Annotated in this window: 12 protein-coding genes; 4 read left to right on the forward strand and 8 right to left on the reverse strand. The window is 49.8% G+C overall.

The window, feature by feature from the left end:
* Window positions 1–176: 176 nt before the first annotated feature.
* Window positions 177–2726, reverse strand: coding sequence for a DNA gyrase/topoisomerase IV subunit A (locus tag QT974_RS10570; RefSeq protein ID WP_333468443.1), 2550 nt, complete (start codon window positions 2724–2726; stop codon window positions 177–179).
* 872 nt (window positions 2727–3598) lie between these two features.
* On the opposite strand from QT974_RS10570, the gene QT974_RS10575 reads away from it, so the two are divergent.
* Complete coding sequence (locus QT974_RS10575; RefSeq protein WP_333468444.1) at window positions 3599–3991, forward strand: response regulator; 393 nt, start codon at window positions 3599–3601, stop codon at window positions 3989–3991.
* A gap of 357 nt (window positions 3992–4348) precedes the next feature.
* Here QT974_RS10575 and QT974_RS10580 read toward each other — a convergent pair whose 3' ends face one another.
* The 6 genes from QT974_RS10580 to rpsT all read right to left on the reverse strand — a co-directional run bounded on the left by QT974_RS10580 (window position 4349) and on the right by rpsT (window position 17160).
* Window positions 4349–8476 (reverse strand): DNA-directed RNA polymerase subunit beta'', encoded by a 4128-nt coding sequence (locus tag QT974_RS10580; protein WP_333468453.1) that lies wholly within the window; start codon window positions 8474–8476, stop codon window positions 4349–4351.
* A gap of 248 nt (window positions 8477–8724) precedes the next feature.
* A complete protein-coding gene (locus QT974_RS10585; protein WP_333468445.1) occupies window positions 8725–10599 on the reverse strand; it encodes a DNA-directed RNA polymerase subunit gamma in 1875 nt (624 codons plus the stop codon).
* Between the two features lie 83 nt (window positions 10600–10682).
* Window positions 10683–11774, reverse strand: a complete 1092-nt coding sequence (locus tag QT974_RS10590) for an HNH endonuclease (protein ID WP_333468446.1) — start codon at window positions 11772–11774, stop codon at window positions 10683–10685.
* Between the two features lie 134 nt (window positions 11775–11908).
* On the reverse strand, window positions 11909–15292 hold the full coding sequence (gene rpoB / locus QT974_RS10595) for a DNA-directed RNA polymerase subunit beta (RefSeq protein ID WP_333468447.1): 3384 nt from the start codon (window positions 15290–15292) through the stop codon (window positions 11909–11911).
* A 590-nt stretch (window positions 15293–15882) separates the two neighbouring features.
* Window positions 15883–16662 carry a TatD family hydrolase gene (locus tag QT974_RS10600; RefSeq protein WP_333468448.1) on the reverse strand — a complete coding sequence of 260 codons (780 nt, stop codon included), beginning with the start codon at window positions 16660–16662 and terminating at the stop codon, window positions 15883–15885.
* Between the two features lie 198 nt (window positions 16663–16860).
* Window positions 16861–17160: a 30S ribosomal protein S20 gene (gene rpsT, locus QT974_RS10605; protein ID WP_333468449.1), complete on the reverse strand. Its 300-nt coding sequence runs from the start codon at window positions 17158–17160 to the stop codon at window positions 16861–16863.
* Window positions 17161–18191: 1031 nt separating this feature from the next.
* Between rpsT and hisD the strand changes: the two genes are divergently transcribed.
* Window positions 18192–19505: a histidinol dehydrogenase gene (hisD, locus tag QT974_RS10610; protein WP_333468450.1), complete on the forward strand. Its 1314-nt coding sequence runs from the start codon at window positions 18192–18194 to the stop codon at window positions 19503–19505.
* Window positions 19506–20086: 581 nt separating this feature from the next.
* Window positions 20087–20512: a universal stress protein gene (locus QT974_RS10615; RefSeq protein WP_333468454.1), complete on the forward strand. Its 426-nt coding sequence runs from the start codon at window positions 20087–20089 to the stop codon at window positions 20510–20512.
* A gap of 185 nt (window positions 20513–20697) precedes the next feature.
* On the opposite strand, the gene QT974_RS10620 is transcribed toward QT974_RS10615, so the two are convergent.
* A complete protein-coding gene (locus tag QT974_RS10620; RefSeq protein WP_333468451.1) occupies window positions 20698–20979 on the reverse strand; it encodes a hypothetical protein in 282 nt (93 codons plus the stop codon).
* Window positions 20980–21400: 421 nt separating this feature from the next.
* Here QT974_RS10620 and QT974_RS10625 point away from each other — a divergent pair, with 421 nt between their 5' ends.
* Window positions 21401–22729: an NB-ARC domain-containing protein gene (locus tag QT974_RS10625; protein WP_333468452.1), complete on the forward strand. Its 1329-nt coding sequence runs from the start codon at window positions 21401–21403 to the stop codon at window positions 22727–22729.
* Window positions 22730–23018 lie beyond the last annotated feature (289 nt).

The raw sequence follows: 23018 nt of genomic DNA on the forward strand, positions 1-23018 counted from the left end.
CTGATTTTAATTGATCCCGATCGGGCGGGCGGGCTTTCAACCAATTCTTTCTGGTAACGAGCAGCGTACAGGATTTAAATGATTTAACGGATGGATGTTGAACTCAGAAGTCAGATTAATTCCCCAATGCCCTGCGCAGGACTTCTTCCCCATGACTTCTTCCCCATGACTAATGACTAATGACTGCTGATAACCTTGATAATTCTTTCACCGGGATTGAGGTCAAAAACCCGATCGCCCGGAGCATCTTTCCCCCAAAAAGCTATAGCATCAATAGCCGATCGCAGCCAGCGACCAGAATTAGTAAAAAGTTTAACATCCGCGCCCGGAACAGCCGACAGCAAGCCAACTAAAGAATCCTTAGGCTCAGCAAAGCGAAAAGCTTGAGTACCAATTTCGCCGCGGTTAGTGAGCCTAACAGAACCCGCAGGCATTCGTTTTGCCCAACCCAACTCTGAAAATAGCACCAGACTGTCTTCCGGGTCGATAGTGATGCAGCCTACCAACTGTTCCTGCTTGCGCAATCTCGTTACTTGAGAACCTTGGGCGGTGCGCCCCATGGGCGGCAGTTGTTCGTCATCGACATCAAATCGCAGGATTCGGCCTCCGGAAGTTGCGACGGCCACTTGGTCGCCAACTTTGCTGAGACTAGCACTGCGCAGCCGATCGTCCTCTTTGAGTTTTACAACGGTAACGCCGCGATTAGTCAAATCAGCAAATTCCTGCATTGGCAAGCGCTTAATTTTCCCTTGCTGAGTCAGAGTTACTAAATCTGCTGCTTCCGAACTATCTGGCAAAATAAAGTGTGCGATGGTAATTTCCGAAAAAGCGCGGCCTGCACTTTCTTTAGTAGCACTCGGCGACAACAAACTGACAATCGGCGTGCCGCGGTCTTTTGGGCTGCTAGGAATATCCGCCACTTTGAGCGGGTAAGCTTTGCCATTAGGAGTGAGGACGACCAAAGTGCGATCGGTTTTGGTCACCTTTGCCGTCACAATAAAATCCTCATTTTTTTCTAAAGCTGGAACCAATTTTTCGCGACTTTTCGAGCGCGCGCGTTCCCCCGCAGGTGTACGGCGCACGTACTGCTTGTGGGTAAATTCAACAATAGTTTCCTCGGCTTCTGCCACGGGCAATAAGTTAGACTGAACTGTTGCCGGCAACAACGGCTTAAGACCAGAATTTTTCTTACTAGAAACTTGCGGTTCGGCTTTTCCCTCACCTCCTGCACCCCGCGCAAATTTTGTGCGGCGTGGGTCAGCGTACTTACGTTTTAGCGATCGAAATTCCTTTTTCAAAGCCTTCAAAAGTTCGCGCCTGTCGCTCAACAACCGCTGCAATTCTTGAATGCTCGCCATCAACTCATCAAACTCTGACTGCAAATTTTGCCTTTCCAAACCAGTCAACCGGCGCATCGGCATCGCCAAAATCGCATCAGCTTGACTTTCGCTCAAATCGAGTCGAACTTGGAAAGTTTGCTTAGCAGTAGTGCCGTCTGGAGAATTTCTGAGAATGTCGATCGCAGTATCAAGATTTGTCAAAGCCAACATTAAGCCTTGAACAATGTGACAGCGGCGTTCTGCCGCCTGCAACTCGTAATTGTAGCGGCGGGTGAGAGTTAATTCTCGGAAATTCAGAAATTCCTGCAATAACTGTCTCAGAGTCAACTGTCGCGGTTGACCGTTAACAATTGCCAGCAAAATTGCACCAAAATTTGTTTGCAGGTCAGTTTGTTGGTAAAGTCGAGCCAGAACCGCTTCAGGGGTAAATTCCCGCTTGAGTTCAATCACAACTCGAATCCCGTCGCGATCGCTCTCATCGCGCAAATCTGCAATACCGTCGAGGCGACCGGCATTCACCAAATCTGCGACCTTTTCAATCCAAGCGGCTTTATTGACTTGAAACGGAAATTCCGTCACTACGATCGCGGTTTTAGTGCGCACCTTGCGATTTCCCGGCACTTCTTCCACCCCAGCCACACCCCTGACCGCAATGCTGCCTCGACCCTTAGTGTAGGCATCAAAAATGCCCTCAGCGGCGACAATTTCCCCTCCGGTGGGGAAATCAGGGCCAGGGATCAGTTCCAGCAACTTCTCGTCTGAGAGATCCGGGTTTTCAATCAAAGCAATTAAACCATCTACCACCTCGCCCAAATTGTGGGGCGGGATATTGGTTGCCATTCCCACAGCAATGCCACTACAGCCGTTGAGTACCAAAAACGGCAACTGAGCTGGTAGCGCCGTGGGTTCCTGCTGGGAACTGTCAAAATTGGCAGTAAAATCAACAGTTGCGTCGCCAACTTGGGTTAGCATAGCTTCGTGGGCGATCGATGCCAGCCTAGTTTCCGTGTAACGCATCGCAGCAGCCGGGTCATTGTCCACCGAGCCGAAATTGCCGTGACCTGCTAGCAAAGGATAGCGGCTCGAAAACTCCTGAACCATTCGCACCAAAGCGTCGTAAACCGACTGGTCGCCGTGGGGGTGATATTTTCCCAAAACATCTCCAACTACCCGGGCGCACTTGCGGTAAGGTCGGTCTGGCGTCAAACCGAGTTCGTGCATCGCGTATAAAATTCGACGGTGAACAGGTTTTAAACCGTCGCGGACATCAGGCAAAGCTCGCCCGACAATCACACTCATGGCATATTCGAGGTACGATTGCTGCATCTCGGCGTGCAGAGCCGTAGAAATTACTTGCCCGGAAAGTAGGTTGAGTTGTTTGGCCATGAGTCCTTATGTCCGTTAATTCCTGAGTGCAGACAGCCTCTGTCAATAATGCTCAGGTTGCCTGTCTTGAATGAAAAGCGTTTGCCCGCCGAGCGAACCGAAAGTTCGACAAAACCGCGAGCGCGGGAGGAGCAAAATAAATTTAATCGGTGAAAGCACTGGTGAGAATACCGAAGACGGGCAAGACTTGCCTCTTGCTCTCCACTCTTACACTAACCTCTATGTTGCCGACCTTTGTGCCTGCCTGTCTATTTACCCCTCGCCGCGAGAAGGTTAATTCACAGTCATGCTTTTCCTTATAATCGCTCACAAATGCCGATATTGAAGAATTCAGCACTTAAAAGGTCACATCGATAGCCTTGGTAGTCCGCCTTTGGTCGATCGGCCGAAGCCTCATTTTTTTAGCCCAGAGCGATGGTTCTGGACTGACAATTGGGAATCTCCAACAATCTCCTGCTAGATTCGCTACTCCAAATGTTGGGGCCACAGTACCTGCATAAACGTTGCTGGATTCTAAAAGCAGGAAACCAAATAATTGTCACACCTCACCGACTGTCAGTCCCAGGTTCGATCCAAAAATAGGATACTAGAAACCGGCTAGCGGGGAATCGTGAGACTCTCACCAGTGTCACATCTAGGTCTCAAAAACAACTAAACTGTCTGTGTGTAGTAGTCTAAATTATGGTACTGTGCGCTGCTGAGCATCTGCACATCCTCTGACATTTAGCGGATCGATGATATATATGCGGGTTTTGCAGGGTTCCCGGCCCAGAGCGCGAAAAATTCTGCATTTTTGACGGGGAATGTAGTCCCCGTGCCGTGTTCCTCTTTGGACTAAAGTCGCAAAGTTTCCATACTTCCCATATTTATTTATGAAAACCGTTCTGATTGTAGAGGACGATTTGGTCAATGCTCGGGTTTTTTCCAAAATACTGACTAAGCGGGGGGGCTTAGCCGTGAAGCACACGGAAAACGTGGAAGAAGTAATGCAGATTGCAGCATCCGGTGAAGCCGATTTGATATTAATGGACGTGTCTCTTTCGCGGAGCGTGTACCAGGGAAAAGCCGTAGACGGCATCAAGATTACTCAACTGCTGAAAGCCGACCCGCAGACAGCCTCGCTGCCGATTATTTTGGTAACTGCTCACGCGATGGCCGGTGATAGAGAAACCTTTCTAGATCAAAGCGGTGCAGACGGTTACATCTCCAAACCTGTGGTTGACCATCAAGAGTTTGTCGATCGCATCAAGGCTTTGCTTCCCTAAACAAGAGCGAAGTCTTAAACATCAGGAATAATTCAGAGATTCCTAATAATTAGTCAGAGTTTTAATTGTTTGGTAATTTCCAACAATTAAAACTCTTTAACTATCCATTTGTTGGCGATTGTAACTGATGCCTTCTGACCAAAACCTTCAGCCTTCAGCGGATACTAAGGATCGCGTTGAACTAATCCTGCGAGTTCAAAATGCTATCACTTTGCTCGTGCTCTGCGAGTGAGAAAACAAAACAACATCAGAATTTTCAATTCATCAAAGGCGTAAGAGAGTACGTTGCTGTTGAACCAAAAAACACCGCGCAGCTTTTGCAAGACTGCTAGCTGCGCGGTAGCCTAAATTTTGAAATTAATCTTCGTCCTCATCGAAGTCATAATCGATATCCTCATCATCGTCAGCACCGGCTTCCAAAGAATCCTCGTCAGCCAAGCCGACAAAATCGTCGTCATCAACCTCAACTTCCTCAAAATCATCATCAGCCTCAACCTCAGGGGTGCGGCTGACATCAAAAGGACTTTCGATCGTATAAGCGCGGCGGGCTGTGCGATCGTCCAAGACCACATCTTCCTGCAAGTCGTGGAGTTCTTCGTCAAACACGGCACCGTCAAAACCGGCATCTTGAACGCTGGCATCTTCGTAGGCATTGAAGCCGGTGCCGGCGGGAATCAGGCGGCCGATGATCACGTTTTCTTTGAGTCCGCGCAGCCAGTCGGATTTGCCTTCGATCGCAGCTTCGGTCAAAACGCGGGTGGTTTCTTGGAAGGAAGCGGCGGAAATGAAGCTGTCGGTATTCAGCGAGGCTTTGGTAATCCCCAGCAGCACGGGGGTGTAGTCGGCGGGGGCGCCGCCAGTGATGGACATCGCCTCGTTGACTTGTTCGACTTGGCGCAGTTCGACTAACTCGCCCGGGAGCATGGTGGTGTCGCCGCCGTCTTCCATGCGCACTTTGTTGGTCATTTGGCGGACGATGACTTCGATGTGTTTGTCGGAAATATCTACGCCTTGAGACTGATAGACGGATTGCACTTCGTTGACGAGGAAAGTTTGGACTTGTTGGAAACTCTCCAAAGCAGCCTCGAAGGTGGGTTGGCGTTCTTTGAGGACGTGGAAGAATACTTCGAGAATTTCGTGGGGGTTGGCGGGCCCGTCGGTGAGGGCTTCGGCGACGCCGACGCGCTGTCCGTCGGAGACGATGGGGTTTTGACCGGGGAGTAAGGGATATTGCTCGATGCGGCCGTCGTCTTCGACTACGGCGAGTTCTACAACGTCGTCGTCTACAGCTACTTGAGCAGTGCCGGGACGTTTGGCGAGGATGCAGGCTTCTTTTGGTTTGCGTCCTTCGAGCAGTTCTTCGATGCGGGGCAAGCCTTGGATGATGTCTCCGGTTTTGGCGCGCTCGAAGACGAGGATGACGAGGTTGTCGCCGCGCTGCACTAGGTCGCCGTCGTCTACGTGGAGTACGGCTCCTGCGGAGACGCGGTAAGGGCGGGCTACCCGAAGTAAAATTCGGGCGGGTTCGCTATCGGATGCGGGTATGACTTTGACGACTTGACCCGATTCTTCGAGGATGATGCCGGGGGCGACTTCGGTGCCGGCGACCAGGAGTTGACCGGGGCTAACTTCTGGGGTGCCGGCGACGGAAACTGAGATGGAGTCGGCGTCGCGCATGACTAACAATCTGCGGATGGGTTCGCCTTGTCCTTCGCGGATGCCGCGGACGATGCCTGCTTCTTTGCAGAGGATTTCGGTGCGGGCGACTACGGCGCCGGGGGCGATGGATTGTCCGTCTTCTACTAACAGCCGGGTGTGGGTGCTGCCTTGGGTGGGGTCTGCGGATACGTCGCGCCGAATTACTAGGGATTCTAGAATTACGAGCTGTAAGCGGAATGCTTTTGAGGTGCGATCGCTCTCGGGTTCGACTAAAACTAGGTCGCGGTTAGCTCCGTCGGCGTTTGGAGTCGGCTCAAAAGCGTCGGCGCTCTCTGAGTCGCTGTCTTCGCCGTCGGGTAGGAGTTCGATATCGGCTGCCAGTTGGGGGGCGCCGGAACCGATTTCTAAGATGAGCTGAGTCCGCAACAGTTCGAGTCCTTCAACGGATTTGACGCGCTCTCCGTCTTTGTAGGGGAGGCGCTGGACTGCTTTGAGGGCGATCGATTCGTTGAGGGCGGTCTGGGAGGGTACGGGTGGTTTGTCGGGTACTGGGAATTCGATGACGGGGCGCAGCAGTAAGGCTGGGCCTTCGGGGGTTTCGATGTATTCGGCATAGCCGAGTTCTTCGGCAATTAAGCCGGGGAAGATTTCTTGACCGGCGTTGACTATTTGACCTTCGCCAAAAGTGAGCGGGGGGCGATCGACTGAGTGGAGGGTTCCGGGTTTGATCACGATTTCCCGGAGGATGTCGTTTTTCTGGGTGACTTCTACGGCGCCGCTGGTTTGGCAGAAGATGTCTTTGACGACTTCGGTGCCGGCTTCGACGTATTGACCGTCTTCTACTAGAAGTAGGGAGATGTCTTTGTTGACTTCGTGGCATTCTTCGGGAATCCACAGCAGGGTGCCGCCTTTGACTACTTCTAGCCCTTGTTTGGCTTTGCCGCGTTTGTGGACTTCGACTCCGGCGTATTTGACGATGCCTCCGGTGGCGGTGCGGTAGCTGTCGTCGAGGAGTTCGGCGACGACTTCGCCGTTGATGACTTTGCTACCGGGGGCTGTTTTGAGGGAGAAGCGTTGGTTGGAGCTGGTTTCGATGATGTAGTGTTCGCGGCCGCCGGCGCTTTCGGCGCGGACGATGGCTTGGTCGAGGAGGACTTGGGCGGTGATGATTTCGATTTCTCGTTCGTCGGCGATGCGGACTACGCCGCCGTGTTCGGAGATTAGTTTGGTTTCGGCGATGACGCTTTCGGCTGTGATGCGCGAGCCGTTTTTGACTGCTGGTTCGGCTCCGGGGGGTAGGTTATAGACTTCGCCTGAGAGTATCCAAATCAGTCCGCCGCGGCTGGCGGTGCGGGTGGTGTTGCCCTGACGGTCAGTTTTTTCTTCGGGTACTAGGTCGGCAAATTTGGTTTCGCCGGCGAGGTCGGAGGCTACGTCGGTTGTGACTTTTTCGGTGGTTTTGCGGGCGGCGCGTCCGACGATGGGCACTTCCGCGAGGATTTGTCCGAGGATGGCGTGCTGTCCGTCTTTGACCATGACTGTTGAGCCTTGGGCGATCGCGAATTCTACTTTGAGTTTCTGATTTTTGGCGCCGGATTTGCCTTCTTCGTAGCCTTCGCCCTCTAATACGAGTTTGCCGTTGTTTTCGGCGACTAGGGCTTCTTCGCCGTGTCTGGTACGGAAGGCGCGGGTGCGCAGGTTTTTAAATTTGGCGGTGCCGGAAAATGGTGCGCGTTCTTGTTTGGCGACTTCTCCGGTAAATACGCCGCCTGTGTGGAAGGTGCGCATGGTGAGTTGGGTTCCCGGTTCGCCGATCGACTGGGCGGCGATAATTCCGATCGCTTCTCCCATGTCTACCATTTTGGAGTGGGCGAGGCTCCAACCGTAGCAGCATTGGCAAACGGAACGGGTGGCTTCGCAGGTGAGGGGCGATCGCAGATAAACTTCTGCGACTCCGGCTTTACCGATTTCGCCTGCGAGTTCTTCGGTAATTGGTTGGTTGCGCACGGCTTTTTCGCTGCCGTAGGATACGATTTCTTTGGTTTTGGGGTGTACCGCGTCTTGGGCGAACACGCGGCCGAGCAGGCGATCTTTGAGGGGAATCAGCACGGTTGCTCCGTCGGTCATGGGACGGACGCGAATTCCGCGCTGGGTGCCGCAGTCTACTTCGCGCACGATCACATCTTGGGATACATCGACTAACCGGCGGGTGAGGTAGCCGGAGTCGGCGGTGCGGAGGGCGGTATCTACTAAGCCTTTGCGGGCTCCGTAGGAGGAAATGATGTATTCGGTAACGGTCAAGCCTTCGCGGAAGTTGGTTTTAATTGGCAAGTCGATGATTTCGCCTTGGGGGTCTGCCATCAATCCGCGCATTCCGACGAGCTGCCGCACTTGGGAGATGTTACCCCGGGCGCCGGAGAAGGCCATCATGTAGACCGAGTTGAGCGGGTCTGTGGCTCGGAAGTTTTTGACTACTTCGTCTTTGAGGTCTTCTGAGGTGCTGTTCCAGGTGTCGATTACTTTTTGGAAGCGTTCTACTTCGGTGATTTCGCCTCTGGTATATTTTTGTTCGGTAATCCGGATTTCTTCTTCGGCTGCTTCGAGCAGTTGTCGTTTGATTGGCGGTACTTGCAGGTCGTCTACGCTAATCGAAACTCCGGCGCGCGTGGCAAAGCGGAAACCCAAGTCTTTGAGTTTGTCTGCCATTTGTGCTGTGCGGGCCGTTCCATAGTTCATGAAAGACCAAGAAATTAATTTTTTGAGCTGACCTTTGTCAACAACTCGATTGCGAAAAACAATTTCTTTCTTTTCCTTATTTTCTGTCATTTTTCTGCTGTTAGTAATTTGGTTATTGGTCATTGGTCATTGGTCATTGGTAACTGGTAATTGGTAAGCAGTACAGAATTTAGGTCGCATAACATTTATATGTAGGGTGCGCAATGCGCACCTTACCGCTGTCTAGCGCATCAAACTTATATGTAGGGTGCGCAATGCGCACCTTACCGCTGTCTAGCGCATCAAACCATTTTTTTCGTCCAAGACTGACCCATTACCGATTACCGATTACCCAATTCCTAATTGTTGATTACCGATTCGATTGTTTGGTGATAGATAATCCGGCCCGGAGTAGTACGAATAAACTGATTGAGTAAATTACCCTCTCTGTCTTCTCGAGTCCGGCGGAACTTGTACTCTTTCGTCACCATACCGTCAACGGAGGTTTCTACCTTTAGCGGTTCTCCCTCAGGTTCTGTGTTTTCGATCGCGCCTTGAAATCTCACCCACACGTAGGAGTGCAAGTCCACGACTCCTTGCTCGTAAGCTACAACGGCGTCGGTGAGGTTGGAGAAGTAGTGACCGGCTCCTTTTTGAGCGTGGGGATTTTCGGCTGTCAAGTAATAGCAACCGAGTACCATGTCTTGAGAAGGAGTGACGATCGGTCTTCCGGTTGCCGGCGACATAATGTTGTTAGAAGCCAGCATCAGCAAACGCGCTTCCGCCTGAGATTCCAGGGACAAAGGCACGTGTACCGCCATTTGGTCGCCGTCAAAGTCAGCGTTAAAAGCCGGACAGACTAGCGGGTGAAGCTGAATCGCCCTTCCATCTACCAAAATCGGCTCAAAGGCTTGAATCCCCAAACGGTGCAGCGTCGGCGCGCGGTTCAGCATGACGGGGTGTCCTTCAATCACCTCTTGCAGCACGTCCCAAACGCTGGGATCGTTGCGTTGAATCAGTTTTTTGGCTGCTTTGATGTTGTTGACGAGTCCTTGGCGGATCAGGCGGTGGATGACGAAAGGTTGGAAAAGCTCGATCGCCATTTCCCTCGGTAAACCGCACTGATGAATCTTCAGTTTCGGGCCCACCACAATTACCGAACGTCCAGAGTAGTCAACCCGTTTACCCAGCAAGTTTTGCCGGAAACGACCTTGTTTCCCTTCAATAATGTCCGACAGCGACTTCAGCGGGCGGTTGTTGGCGCCCACCACAGTCCGGCCGCGACGACCGTTATCAATCAGCGCATCTACAGCTTCTTGTAACATCCGCTTTTCGTTGCGGATGATAATTTCCGGCGCCAAAATTTCTTGCAATCTGGCCAAGCGATTATTGCGGTTAATAACTCTCCGATAAAGGTCATTAAGGTCACTCGTTGCAAAACGTCCACCGTCTAGCTGTACCATCGGCCGCAAGTCGGGCGGAATCACCGGAATCACATTAAGCACCATCCAATCGGGATGAGAACCAGTAGCGATAAAGTTGTCAATTACCCGCAAGCGTTTAATCAACTTCGCGCGTTTTTGCCCTTTAGCATTGGCGATGTCTTCCCGCAACTTTTCTGCTTCGCTTTCTAACGGAATGTTTTGCAGCAAAACTTGCAAAGCTTCTGCACCAATTCCTACTTCTACACCCGTCAGCGTAGAATCTTCGCTGTAAAGTTCATCTTCTATTTCCAGCCAAGCATCTTCCGTGAGCAATTGCTTGTATTGCAGCTTTTCTGCATTACCAGCATTCAGCACAACATAGGCATTGAAATAGACAATTTGTTCGACATCGCGCAGCGGCATATCTAATAAAATTGCCATGTAACTCGGGATGCCTTTTAGATACCAAACGTGAGCTACTGGAGCTGCTAGTTTAATAAATCCCATCCGGTGGCGGCGGACGCGAGATTCAGTGACTTCTACACCGCATCTCTCGCAAACAATGCCTCTATGGCGAACTCGTTTGTACTTACCACAATGACATTCCCAATCTTTTGCAGGCCCAAAAATGCGCTCGCAAAACAAGCCATCCATCTCAGGTTTTAATGTCCGGTAGTTGATCGTCTCAGGTTTTGTCACTTCTCCAGTAAGCTGACCATTGGGTAAAGTTCTCTCTCCCCATTGTCGAATTCTTTCTGGTGAAGCTAGCCCAATCTTTACGTAATCAAATCTTTGTTCTATCTTAGCCATTCTTGACTCCAATTGATGATTTACTAGAAAATATTGACCGTGATTTATCTTTTTTGATTGATTCTTTAGCTACTAAATCAATGTCAGACTCCTTTATAAGTGATATTATTTTTAATATCAGAAATAACACTTTTGGACACTCCAAACTCTGGAGCAATTTTAGCAAGGGATTCTCCGGCTTTGATTCGTTCTCGCACATCCTGTATTTGAGCAAAAGTCAGTTTGCGATCGAGATATCCACCCATGCGAGGAATGGGAACTTCTTCGCCTTCTTGCTTCCAAGTGACGTGATATTTAATATCGTGTATAGTTTTGCGGCCGACACTGTATGCTTCAGCTACATCCTTCATTCTCTCTCCTGCTGCTAGTTTTTGCCGGATTTCTCGCACCTTCTCCCAGTCTAATTTGGCATTGAAAAGAGGATGACTTTTTCCTTGGGTGCGTCCTTTCTTGGAAGCATCTAATAAATTCTGAGAACGAGTACCAGCCCAGAGGTGTTCTGGATTAATACAACTGGGAGTGTCGCAACTATGGCAAGCATCCATATAAGTAGGAAGTTCATATCCTAATTTCTCTGCTAAAACAGCACGAGTAACTGTTGCCTGTTTTCCATCTTTTGTAAAATACTTGCCATAGCCAGCACCGTCTTTTGCGCCTTGGAAAAATATGCAGCCGTTGTCTTGAATTTCTCCTACAAAGCGTGGAGAAACTGTGGTGAAGTTATCGGGGATATTTGTCTGAAGTATCTTAGTAATAGTTTCATGTTGTACCCCATACTCTCTTGCTAGGTGGTTCTTGACTGTTCCAGATAAATATTTTATCTGAATTTCTCGCAGTTGTTGGATAGACAATTTACCACTTCCCGGAATACTTTTGCGTCTGGGAGTTTTGCGATCGCGCCCCATCATCTGTCCCGTGTTCTCAGCAGCCGATCCGGCTACCAGATGTGCGGGGTTGATGCAGCTTGGATTATCGCAGGTGTGGCAAGCAAAATAATTGGAATCGAGGAATCCTGGTATTTTTGATTCGAGGACTAATCGGTGGACTAATACCGTTTTGCCATCGAGCCATTTGCGCCCGTAACCGTTGCCAAACTTACTACCTTGCCAGTTAATACAGCCTGTCGCCCGATCGAATTCTCCTTCAATTCCGGGGATAACTGTTACAATAATCATGTCAGCGTCTCTCCTTGTTAGAGCGTTGATTCGCCTCAGGAGTGGTACGAACACTACTGAGGCATTTTATTTTGAGATTGTCGATTAAAGATTTTAGAATTGAATATTACTAAAAAATCTTTAATCTTCAATCTCTAATCTTCGTCTTCGTCGCGAGAAAGCGATTCGTAAGTAGGCCTGGAGGGCGATCGCCGCCCGCCAGCATCCGCCATCAAATCAACCTCTACGTGCTCGCTACCTTCGTCGTTCGTATTCACCTTGTGTACGGCTATGTCGAGACACAAAGATTGCAACTCCCGCATCAGCACTTTGAACGATTCCGGCGTACCGGGGCGAGGGATGGCTTTGCCCTTAACAATGGCATTCAAAGCTTCATTTCTGCCCTGCATATCGTCCGATTTGACAGTCAGCAACTCTTGCAAAGTATAAGCTGCGCCGAAGGCTTCGAGGGCCCAAACTTCCATTTCCCCGAACCGCTGGCCGCCCTGCTGGGCTTTGCCGCCCAAGGGCTGTTGCGTTACCAGCGAGTAAGGCCCGGTGCTCCGGGCGTGGATTTTGTCGTCTACCAAGTGGACGAGTTTGAGCATATAGGCGATGCCGACGGTGACGGGGCGATCGAATGCTTCGCCGGTGCGGCCGTCGTAGACAATAGTTTTACCGGGGGTTTTTTCGTTAAATACCCAGGGTTTACCTGTTTTTTCGCGCGCTTCCTGCAATTTGCCGTGAACGGTTTCCCGCGACTTTTCAGCGCCGTGCATTTCATCAAACGGTACCATTTTGAACCGCATCGACAGATTTTCGCCCGCCCAGCCTAGCAAGCACTCGAAAATTTGACCGACGTTCATCCGGGACGGTACGCCCAAGGGATTGAGCACGATGTCTACTGGGGTACCATCGGGGAGATAGGGCATATCTTCCATGGGCAAAATCCGGGAGACGATACCTTTGTTACCGTGGCGGCCGGCCATTTTGTCGCCGACTTGAATTTTGCGTTTTTGGGCTACGTAGACGCGGACTACCATGTTGGCGCCGGGGGGCAGTTCGTCGCCTTGTTCGCGGGTAAAAACGCGCACGTCTACGACGCGGCCTTTTTCGCCGTTGGGGACGCGGAGCGAGTTGTCGCGCACGTCTCGGGCTTTTTCGCCGAAGATTGCTCTGAGCAGTTTTTCTTCGGGGGGTTGGTCGGATTCACCTTTGGGTGTCACCTTCCCTACCAAAATGTCGCTGGCTTCTACCCAAGCGCCTTTACGGATGATACCTTGTTCGTCTAGCTGGCGCAGGGCGTCTTCGCCAACGTTGGGTATTTCCCGGGTGATTTCTTCTGGGCCGAGTTTGGTTTGGCGGGCTTCGATTTCGTATTTTTCAATGTGGATCGAAGTGTATACGTCTTCGTACACCAAGCGCTCGCTAATGAGCATGGCGTCTTCGTAGTTGTATCCCTCCCAGGGCATATATGCTACGAGGATGTTGTGTCCTAGGGCGAGTTCGGCGCCTTCGGTGGAGGAACCGTCGGCGAGCACTTGACCTGCTACGACGCGATCGCCCTCATAGATCAGCGGGCGCTGGTTTAAACAGGTATCCTGGTTAGAGCGCTGATATTTTTGCAGTTCGTGCTCGATGCAGCCGGCATATTTTTGCTTCCACACCGAGGGCTGTTTGGTTTTGAGGTCGTCGTATTCGCGAATCATGAAATGTTCTTCGCTGGAATTCGACTCAGCATCTACCGCCAGGGGCTTGACAATAATCCGGGTGGCATCTATGTAAATTACTTCGCCGTTGACCTTAGAAACTACCACCATCCCGGAATCTCGGGCGGCTTGAGCTTCCAAGCCGGTACCGACGAGGGGACGTTCGGGTTTGAGTAGCGGCACAGCTTGCCGCTGCATATTCGATCCCATCAGAGCTCGGTTAGCGTCATCGTGTTCCAGGAACGGGATCAGGGAGGTGGCGACGGAGACGATTTGCACCGGCGAAATCGCCATGTAGTCCACCTGCATCGGGGTGGTGGTGGTGAATTCTTGGCGGTAGCGGACGGCTACGGTTTCGCCTAAGAGGTTGTTGTTTTCGTCGAGGCTGATGTCTCCGGGGGCGACGCGCAAGTCGTCTTCTTCATCGGCTGTCATGTAAACCGGGGCTTTGTCTCGCAATACTTGTCCTTTTTCGACTGGGTAAAAAGGAGTTTCGATGAAGCCGTAGGGGTTGACGCGGGCGTGGGTTGCCAAAGAGCCGATGAGTCCGGCGTTGGGGCCTTCTGGTGTTTCAATGGGGCAAATCCGGCCGTAGTGGGACGGGTGAATGTCCCGCACTGCGAAACCTGCGCGTTCCCGAGTCAAGCCTCCAGGGCCGAGGGCGGACAGCCGGCGTTTGTGGGTCAGTTCTGCTAAAGGATTGGTTTGATCCATGAACTGGGATAGCTGCGAGGAACCGAAGAATTCCTTGATTGCTGCTACCAGGGGTTTGGGGTTGACTAGGGAGGCGGGCGAGAGGGAGTCGGCATCGGATACTGTCATCCGTTCGCGGATAATCCGTTCTAGGCGGTTGAGTCCGACTCTGACTTGGTTTTGCAGTAGTTCGCCGACACTGCGGACGCGACGGTTGCCTAAGTGGTCGATGTCATCGGTGGAGCCGATGTCGAATTCCAGGTTGATCAGATAGTCGATCGCGGTCAAGATATCTTGGGATGTCAGTACCCGCATCGTATCGGGGACTGTCAACCGCAGTTTTTTGTTGAGTTTGTAGCGACCCACTCTCCCCAAATCGTAGCGTTTGGGGTCGAAAAAGCGCGAGTGCAGGAGTTGTTCGCCTCCGGCTACGGTGGGGGGTTCCCCCGGACGCAGTTTGCGGTAGAGCTCCATTAGGGCTTCTTCTTCGCCGAATTGTCCTTCTTTCTCGATCGTCTTTTGGAAGTATTCGGGGTGGCGCAAACTGTCGTAGATTTCGCCGTCTGTCAGGCCTAGGGCTTTGAGCAGGACTTGGGCTGACAGCTTGCGGGTTTTGTCAATTCTTACCCAGACTAAATCGTTTTTGTCGGTCTCAAACTTGAGCCACGCGCCGCGGTTGGGAATCAAAGAAGCGTTGTAGGAACGGCGGCCGTTTTTGTCGGTTTCCGATTTGTAGTATACGCCGGGCGATCGCACGATTTGGTTGACGATGACTCGTTCGGCGCCGTTGATGATGAAAGTGCCGCGCTCGGTCATCAAAGGCAAATCGCCGATAAAGACTTCTTGCTCTTTGATTTCACCTGTTTCTTTGTTAATCAGACGGGTGGGTACGTACATTTGCACCGAGTAGGTGCTGTCCCGGCGCTTGGCTTCGTCTACGTCGTATTTCGGGCGCTTCAGTTTGAAGTCTTTGCCCATGAAATGCAGTTCCAGCTTGCCCGTGTAGTCTGTAATTGGGGAGAAGCTGTCGAGTTCTTCGATCAGTCCGGCTTCTAGGAACCAGCGAAAACTTGCCCGCTGGATTTCGATGAGGTCGGGCAAGGTGAAGGCGAATTCTGTGTAATCTTTAGTGGTCATGGGTGTCCTTTTTCCGCAGTGGCTCTAGCTTTTTACATGGCGCCAAGGCTTGGCGTTTTTACCTTGTTGCGTTTTTTTGATGGATTGTGTGAGAGAATTTATATGATGTTTTAGATCGCCTGCCAACTGCTGCAACGGTTATTATTACTGGTTGCTCGCAGTGTTTTTATGCGGATTCTGGCTTCGATCGAAATCCTTTTAGCTTCGATCTCTTGGTGTTTCAGGGTAAATCCCCTACACATTTGACTCCTAAAATTGACTTGACAGCTATTGCCAAATTGCCGAGTTTCCAAGTTTCTTCTGATGTGTAAGTTGTGTAAATTCGAGGTATTGCTTGAAGTTTCTGCCTGCCCCGAAGGTTAGCGGGCACTCGCCGAAGCTCGCAGTTCGACGACTGCGATGGCGCCGATAGCAAGCGATCGCCCGATCGGCTGGTTCTTTTTATTATAGGACGCAAATCCGATCGCAGCAGGCAACTCCCTAAGAATCTCAGATCGAGGATGAATTCGGTTTCCCTGGCAACATCTAGATTGGGTTTTCCCTATCCTTTGCCCCTCACTCAACCTTTTTTCCTGGTTTCTCTGCTTTATCTACAGTGAAAGACCGAATAGCTGACAGGCATTTTCGGTTGTCTGCTGAGACAAAGTTAATAGAGAAACTCCTCTCAATTTAGCAACTTGCTCGGCTACGTAATAGACGTAAGCTGGTTCGTTGCGTTTTCCCCGCTGGGGTGCGGGGGCGAGAAAAGGGCAATCTGTCTCGACTAGGATGCGATCGCTATTTACCATACAAGCTGATTCTTGTATTTGCAAGGCGCCTTTAAAGGTGACTGTGCCGCTAAAACTGATGTAGAAACCTAGGTCTAAAAACCACTGGGTTTCTTCGGGCGTGCCTCCCCAGCAGTGCATCACACCGCGCACTGGCCCGCGTTCTTGCCAAAATTCCCGCAGCATTTGAGCCATGGGGGCGGCGGCGTCGCGACAGTGGATAATGACTGGTTTGTCAAGTTCCCGGGCAATTTCAAGCTGTGCCTCAAACACTTTAAACTGGTGTTGGCGATCGTCTGCTTTAAAAAAGTCCAGTCCGGTTTCGCCGATCGCCACTACCCGAGAGTCAGAACTTGCTAATTCCCTAATCAAGCTTGCAGTCTCGTCTTTCCACTTGCCGGCATCTAGGGGGTGGAGTCCAACCGCAAAGGAGACTTCTGCAAACTGATTGGCAATTGCTTGAATTGAGGCAAACTCTTCGGGTTCTACACAAGAATGAACCAATCGAACCACACCAGCTTCGCGCCAGCGTTCTCGAATGGCTTCTAACTCCGACTTAAAAGTCTCAAAGTTGATATGAACGTGAGTATCGATGAGCTGCATGGGCAAAGCAGATTATATGTGATACGAGAGCATCCGAGTTGTTGACGGGTAAGGTTGAGAGGGGAATAGCGCGATCGGGAGAGAGGGGAAAAATCTTTTCTTTTCCTTCTTCCTGCTTCCCTCGGACTTTTTCCCTCAGCATCCATTAAATCCGTTAAATCCGTTACACAATCCGTTGCCGAACTTCCTTGTTCTGTCTTAGGATGCTACTTGTGTTTCGTGTGGCTTGAGGGTTCTTGCCAAGCGGGATTTTTTGCGAGCGCCGTTGTTGCGGTGCAGTACACCTTTTTTCACAGCTTTGTCAATTTTGCTGTATGCCTCTGACATACGTTGCTGAATTTCTTGCATTAGCTCAGGTGTCGGAGCTGCGGCGTACTTGTCAACGGCTGTAAAATACTTTTTCATCAAAGTTTTTACCGCTGACTTGTAAGACTTGTTGTACAAGCGGTTGCGCTCTGCGATTTTGACTCTTTTGACGGCGGACTTAATATTTGCCATAGTTCAGTTACTGGAAGTAGGTATTGATTGATACATTTTTGTCTCAAGATTGTCTCAAGACACGGGGTTTTGTAGGACAACTTTTTCGGGAGCGAGCCACAAAAAGCTTGATTTTTAAAGGATCAGTCAGACAGCCATTAGCCTGTCGATCGGGTTGAGTTCAGTCACCGACTACTTTTTGGCGATCGCGCCATGTTTTTTTTGACTGCGCCCAGAAACGGATACAGTGCGGTGTACTCTTGCCGCGAGCCGCCGCCAATTTTAGACCCAGCAACCGACTAGCAGCTTGCGCCCGTAGTCGATCTGGTCACGCTGCTGCTGTTCCTGCTCCCTGATTCATCAAGGCGAGTCAATCGAATATGGAAAATTTCAAGTCTCAAATCGATTAACTCATTTAACTACTCATTTTTTACCCTTGACGGCACTCAAAGGTATGACACGGGTGTTAGGGAGGCGGGTTGCGCAGCTTCAACCGTCACCAATTAAAGTTAGGGTTTATTGCGCGCAATTTTCAAGTATACAATAACTTGGCGTTTTTTATAAAAAATTATCAAGTGTTGGAAAAACCAATATAGCATCTATTCGGCCCAAAATCTCATTCCCTGAAAAATCCAAGTTAAGCTATAACAAAGAGTACGGGTTATTTGGGCTTCGTCGAAGGCAGAAGGCAGAGGGCAGAAGGCAGAAGGCAGAGTGCAGAAGGCAGAAGGCAGAGTGCAGAAGGAAAAGGGCAGAAAATTTTTCCCCTCTCCCTCTGGAGCCTCTGGCCCTCTGACCCTCTGACGCTCTGGCTCTCTGGCTCTCTCTCCCTCCGCACCCGATGGTCTGGCGAGCAATTCCTAGAAAAGCTCTCAGTGTTGCAAAATCATCGACAGAGATTTATAACGCTGCACTGAAGCCTTTGAAACTGCCGGGAATCTCGCGGTTGAAGCTTGTGGACTGGTGGTGGCTGACTTATCCAGGAGATAGTCACAAAAATCGCCAATTGTCAAGCAAATGTTAGTGAATTATTGACGGCATTCCTAATCTCCATGCTGCGAATTATTACTCAGTGGGTTGAGGCACAAGCTGAACTGCGACGAATCTGCGATCGCACCCACGACGAACTTGTTATTCACAAAGAAGCCACCGTGCGCGAGGTGCTGCAAGCTGTAAGGCGCAAAGGCGATCAGGCTGTGCTGCAATATACTGCTGAATTTGACCGCATCACCCTAAATGCGACAGATTTGCGCGTGAGTGGCGCCGAATTGGATGCTGCTTATCAGCAAATATCGAAAGAATTATTAAATGCCATCCGGCTTGCTTGCAAACAGGTAGAGGCGTTTCACCGACAGCGCGTGCCCAAATCTTGGGTGCAGTTTGGTGATGATGAGATTGTTTTGGGTAAGCGCTACACGCCGGTCGATCGCGCGGGAATTTACATCCCTGGCGGTCAGGCGTCCTATCCCAGCTCGGTGATCATGAATGCGGTGCCAGCTTCGGTCGCCAAGGTTCCGAAACTGGTGATGTGTACTCCCCCCGGACAGGAGAAGAAAATGAATCCTGCGGTGCTGGTAGCGGCTCAGGAGGCGGGAGTTGATGAGATTTATCGGGTAGGCGGGGCCCAGGCGATCGCAGCCTTGGCCTACGGTACAGAAACTATTCCCAAGGTAGATTTAATCACCGGGCCGGGGAATATTTACGTAACGCTGGCGAAAAAACTGGTGTACGGAACTGTAGGGATCGATTCTCTGGCGGGGCCGTCGGAGGTGCTGATTATTGCTGATGCTACGGCGAATCCGGTACACGTAGCTGCGGATATGTTGGCTCAAGCCGAGCACGATTCGATGGCGTCGGCCATTTTGCTGACGGCGGATTCGGTGTTGGCTAGAAAGGTGGTGGCTGAAGTAGACAGACAGTTGACAAATCACCCGCGCCGGACTTTGACGGAAAAGGCGATCGCCAATTACGGTTTAGTTGTAGTGGTTGATTCTATGAAAGCCGCGGCGGAACTCTCTAACGAGTTTGCTCCCGAACACTTGGAATTGCAAGTGGCAGATCCCTGGGCTTTGCTCGACCAAATTCGGCACGCTGGGGCGATTTTCCTGGGCTGTTCCACACCGGAAGCTGTGGGCGATTATTTGGCTGGGCCGAATCATACTTTGCCGACTTCTGGTGCTCCGCGCTATGCTTCGCCGCTGGGTGTGGAAACTTTTATGAAGCATTCGAGTTTGATTCAATATTCGCCGGCTGCGCTGAAGAAGGTGAGTAGGGCGATTAATGTTTTGGCCGAAGCTGAGGGTTTACCTTCTCACGCTGATTCGGTGCGCTTGCGGACTGAAAATGAGGGGGATGATGAATTTTAGATGGTAGATTTGAAGTTGGCGATCGAGATTTACCAGAAAGAATTGGTTGAAAGCCCCAAGTATTTGAGGGATAAATTAAGATCGGACTATTTATTACTTCAATCCTCGGACTTAAGGGTAGAGTTCGCTCTCAAACTGTCAACTGTCAACTGTCAACTGTCAACTGTTGAAGCACTTCGGGCTTAAGAAACCCGGTTTCTTCCAATAAGCTGTTGCGCATTTAAATTGTATATTCGGGACGCTGCTCAAAGCCCATCCGACAATAGTGTTTAAGTGATTTTTGACATACAATTTAAATGTAGAACAGCTTATATTGCTTAAATTACCAGAAAGAATTGCTGGAAAGCCTCTCGCTTGTAAGGAGAAATTAAAATAAGACTATTTTACTCCAATCCTCGGACTTTCTGGTAGAATTCGCTGTCAACTGTCAACTGTCAACTGTCAACTGAATGAAGTAATTATGTTAAGAAACCGGGTTTCTGTGTAGTAATGATGCTGTGGTGGGAAGCGCTAAATTGTGGAAAGTAGGCGGCTATCAATCAGAAGTTTAAAGTCTAATATCTGAGATTTAAAGGTGCATTATATTGAATACAGTTTTGGTGGCGATCGATAATTCTGAATTTGCAGCACAGGTTTTGCAAGCTGTGGATCAGTTTAAACTAGAACCGACAGCGAAGGTGATTTTAGTTCATGTTGTGAGTTCTGGTACGTTGGATTTTGATGCGGAGGTCGATCGACCTCACGCTCAGGGAAATGAGATTGCTTATCGAGAAGTAGAGAAGTTGTTGCAATCTTATCAGGAAATGTTGCCTTGCGAGAGTGAGTTGGAGATTGTGGCGGGGGAACCGGCCGAGGAAATTTTGCGTTTGGCTAATATTTATAAAGCGGATTTAATTGCGATCGGCTGTCGCGGTTTGACTGGTTTGAAGCGGATTTTGGAGGGTTCGGTGAGTGCTGAGGTTGTGGCTGAGGCTCCTTGTTCGGTGCTGGTTGTGCGGGCTAGGTAGGGGGACAAAACCGCAGAAACTGACAGGGGAGACGCCTGTTTTACATGGGAAGAAGGTATGCGCGATCGCATTTCTCCAAATCAACATACCTAAAAAGTTTTGAGATCGAGTGCGATCGATGGGGGGTAAGGTGCGCACTGCGCACCCTACAAATCATATCAATTTCGGTTGCGCTCAGACCTCTATTACCGCAAAACCTGATGGTGAGAAGACTGTTGCTGCGTTTTATGATAATTTCTCATCCCTGCTGGATCGCCAGATGCGTGATTTGCAACTAACGCAACAGCCAATGCAAATAAGAATACCTCCCACGTAAAAGGTGCGGGCTTCGGCGGATCTTTGGGTTTGTCAGTAACCGATTCAACGTTGACTTTGATATCGAGCTTTCCTTCAATTTCTTTGCCTTTGAAAACTCCTTCGCTAGGAGCGCATTTAAATCTCATTGCATTAGCTGTTTCTTGTGACATGAGGGTTATCCTTGCGTTGCTAAATTAAATAGTGAAAAGTTGATAATTGCAGGAGGGCGATTCACGATCGGGATAGCTGCGCACGCGTGTACTTCGCTTCTCCCTTGCTTCGATACTTACTATCTTGTTTCAAAAACTATCGTCTGAAAATCGGTTTCAGTAGGTTGGTTTGACAGCTCAATTTCGTCGGTAAAAGTAGGTGGGAAATCTAAAAGTAGGAAAAGGTAGGTTGCGTGCGCGCCGAAGGTTAGCATTCTCACGCATCCGCTCGCCTTGGGGGTTTTACCGACAATCTGCGCCTTCGATCGTCTTTTACACCCGCCCCACCCCACAAACAAACCCTCGATCGGCAATTGTGCAAGATATCAGTTGAGCCGAAAATGGGTTATCCTGAAGAATAATATTTGGATAAGTCCCAAGCATGGACGTTAACACAGCGTTGGAATTTGCAAAGGCATCTTTTTTAGCTGAGACTGGGAAATCCCCAACCGATTTGCAAACAGATATATTTAAAAAGGCTTTGGAAGGCAAAACTTACGAGAAAATTGCCGAGGATTGCAACTGTGCTGACAGTTATGTCAAGGAAGTGGGATCGGATTTGTGGCGGATTCTGTCATCGAAATTAGGGAAAAAAGTCAGCAAAAAAAGCTTTAGAAATGTATTTGAGCAATACGATCGCTCCCCATCACCTGCTACACAACAACCCAAAAACTTACCAGAAGTGGCGAGCTCCCGTTGCAGACAAGATTGGGGAGAAGCCCCTGACGTGTCTATTTTCTACGGGCGCGCGGAAGAATTAACCGAACTAAAACGGTGGATTGTCGCCGATAAATGCCGGCTGGTAGCGCTGTTCGGGATGGGCGGAATTGGCAAAACTTCTCTGGCTGTGAAGCTGGGAAAGCAAATTCAGCACGATTTCGATCGCATTATTTGGCGCAGTCTCGATCGCCCTACTTCATTAAATAGCTTTTTGGCAGAAATAATTTCCTTCATCTGTAACGAACCAAAAACGAATTTACCAGCAACACCATCTGAGGCGATCTCGCGGGCGATCGAGTGTTTGAGCGCGCACCGCTGTTTGCTAATAATTGACGGTATCGAAGCAATTATGGAAACTGGTAAATTAGCTGGAAAATACCGAGAAGGATATCAGGATTACGGTAGATTTTTCCAAAAAGTAGGCGAATTGAACCATCAAAGCTGTTTGCTATTTACAAGTTCCGAAAAACCTAATGAAATTTCATTATTGGCAGCTCGAAACCGCCTCGTTCGCTCTCACAAACTCGGCGGCTTGACAAATGAAGCAGCACAGCAAATTCTCAAAGATATAGGGTTAGTTGAGGAAAGAGAATGGCATGATTTTATTGACAGGTACGAAGGAAATCCTTTAGCGCTGTGGATGATTTCGGCAACGGTTGTCAATTTGTTTGCTGGGAAAGCTTCGGATTTTCTCAAAACTGGTACGGTATTTTTGGGTCAAATAGAGGGAGTTTTATTCCTGATGTTCGAGCGTTTAACTAATCTTGAAATTAAGGTAATTTGTCAGTTGGGTGCAATTAATAAGCCTGTTTCTTTCAATCAATTGCGAGAGCGAATTTCGGCGGATATATCTAGTTCGGTATTGATGAATGTTTTGGAGTCGCTGAGTTGGCGATCGCTAATTGAAACAGAAGTGGGTCAGGATTTGTTTAGGTTGCAGCCTGTGATTCGGAAATATGCGATTAATCGGTTCGGTCAAAAATCGAGCTGATGCGATCGTGAATCAGGGTTTTGTTCGCCCTTAGCCCCCCAAAACATCGGTTGGACAAGAGCATTCGGGACTTACCGGGTAGAAGTTCGTCTTGTGCTAACTATGTCTTGCCAAATTAACTTTGACTTAATAAACTGATTATAGGGAGTGGGGTACTTTTTTAAACCGTCGGCGAAGCAGCTTAATTAAAACTCAATAACTGCAATATTAGGCAATGAATATAAAACTGCTGGGGTAAGGATTCAGGTCTGAGAAATAGGAACGAGCTCAGGCATAGCCAAGTCACAAG

The organism is Microcoleus sp. BM001215392, from assembly GCF_036700185.1.
Lineage (GTDB): Bacteria > Cyanobacteriota > Cyanobacteriia > Cyanobacteriales > Microcoleaceae > Microcoleus.

What these genes read in the sequence shown, in the direction of transcription:
- QT974_RS10570 (WP_333468443.1), bottom strand. Translation starts at nt 2,726, where the DNA reads ATGGCCAAACAACTCAACCTACTTTCCGGGCAAGTAATTTCTACGGCT.
- QT974_RS10575 (WP_333468444.1), top strand. Translation starts at nt 3,599, where the DNA reads ATGAAAACCGTTCTGATTGTAGAGGACGATTTGGTCAATGCTCGGGTT.
- QT974_RS10580 (WP_333468453.1), bottom strand. Translation starts at nt 8,476, where the DNA reads ATGACAGAAAATAAGGAAAAGAAAGAAATTGTTTTTCGCAATCGAGTT.
- QT974_RS10585 (WP_333468445.1), bottom strand. Translation starts at nt 10,599, where the DNA reads ATGGCTAAGATAGAACAAAGATTTGATTACGTAAAGATTGGGCTAGCT.
- QT974_RS10590 (WP_333468446.1), bottom strand. Translation starts at nt 11,774, where the DNA reads ATGATTATTGTAACAGTTATCCCCGGAATTGAAGGAGAATTCGATCGG.
- rpoB (WP_333468447.1), bottom strand. Translation starts at nt 15,292, where the DNA reads ATGACCACTAAAGATTACACAGAATTCGCCTTCACCTTGCCCGACCTC.
- QT974_RS10600 (WP_333468448.1), bottom strand. Translation starts at nt 16,662, where the DNA reads ATGCAGCTCATCGATACTCACGTTCATATCAACTTTGAGACTTTTAAG.
- rpsT (WP_333468449.1), bottom strand. Translation starts at nt 17,160, where the DNA reads ATGGCAAATATTAAGTCCGCCGTCAAAAGAGTCAAAATCGCAGAGCGC.
- hisD (WP_333468450.1), top strand. Translation starts at nt 18,192, where the DNA reads ATGCTGCGAATTATTACTCAGTGGGTTGAGGCACAAGCTGAACTGCGA.
- QT974_RS10620 (WP_333468451.1), bottom strand. Translation starts at nt 20,979, where the DNA reads ATGTCACAAGAAACAGCTAATGCAATGAGATTTAAATGCGCTCCTAGC.
- QT974_RS10625 (WP_333468452.1), top strand. Translation starts at nt 21,401, where the DNA reads ATGGACGTTAACACAGCGTTGGAATTTGCAAAGGCATCTTTTTTAGCT.